Origin of the sequence: Streptomyces sp. WM6386 (assembly GCF_000972385.1) — a bacterium.
GTDB lineage: Bacteria > Actinomycetota > Actinomycetes > Streptomycetales > Streptomycetaceae > Streptomyces.
On record NZ_JXTE01000397.1, the window covers coordinates 1 to 569 of the forward strand.

The 569-nt window shown below is 71.0% G+C and carries 1 protein-coding gene; it reads right to left on the bottom strand.

Annotated features, from left to right (window positions below; all coding sequences use genetic code 11):
* A partial coding sequence (locus TN53_RS41920) for an ISL3 family transposase (RefSeq protein WP_046264153.1) occupies positions 1–569 on the bottom strand: 569 nt, incomplete at both ends.

Consider the following 569-nt stretch of genomic DNA (forward strand, 5'->3'; position numbering starts at 1 on the left):
CGGTAGCTTCGTGCTCCGGCGGCGGGGCGACGGTGCTCAGCTGGTCGCGGTGGGCGGTGACGCACTTCTCGACGGCCTGGCCGAGGTTCTGCCACAAGTGGAACCGATCTGCGACCTGTTGGGCGCCCGGGGCGCCGGTCCGGGCCGCCTCGGCGTAGGCCCCCGAGCGGTCGCGGCAGATCACTTCGATGCCGGGATGATCGGTCAGCCACCTCGTGAGCGGTCCGGCGTCGCGGCCGGGCAACACGTCAATGACCTGGTGCGTCTCACCATTGGTGATCACCGTGCTGTAGGACTGCCCGCGCTTGGTGGCGAAATCATCGACCCCCAGGACGCGCGGGGTGTCATAGAGCGGATCGGGCATCGCCCGGACCCGGTTGAGCAGCCCCATACGCCCCGCCGTCAGCCCCAGGGTCGTAGCCATCCGAGCCCCCGCGCGGCCTGCCAGCGCGAGCGCGATCCGGTCCAGCAGCTCGCCGAGCCGATCGGTACACCGGGCGTATGGGCTGGTCAGCCCCGGTATCTGCTCGGCGAACGTGCGCCGGGAGCAGGACTGCTCGGCGCACACG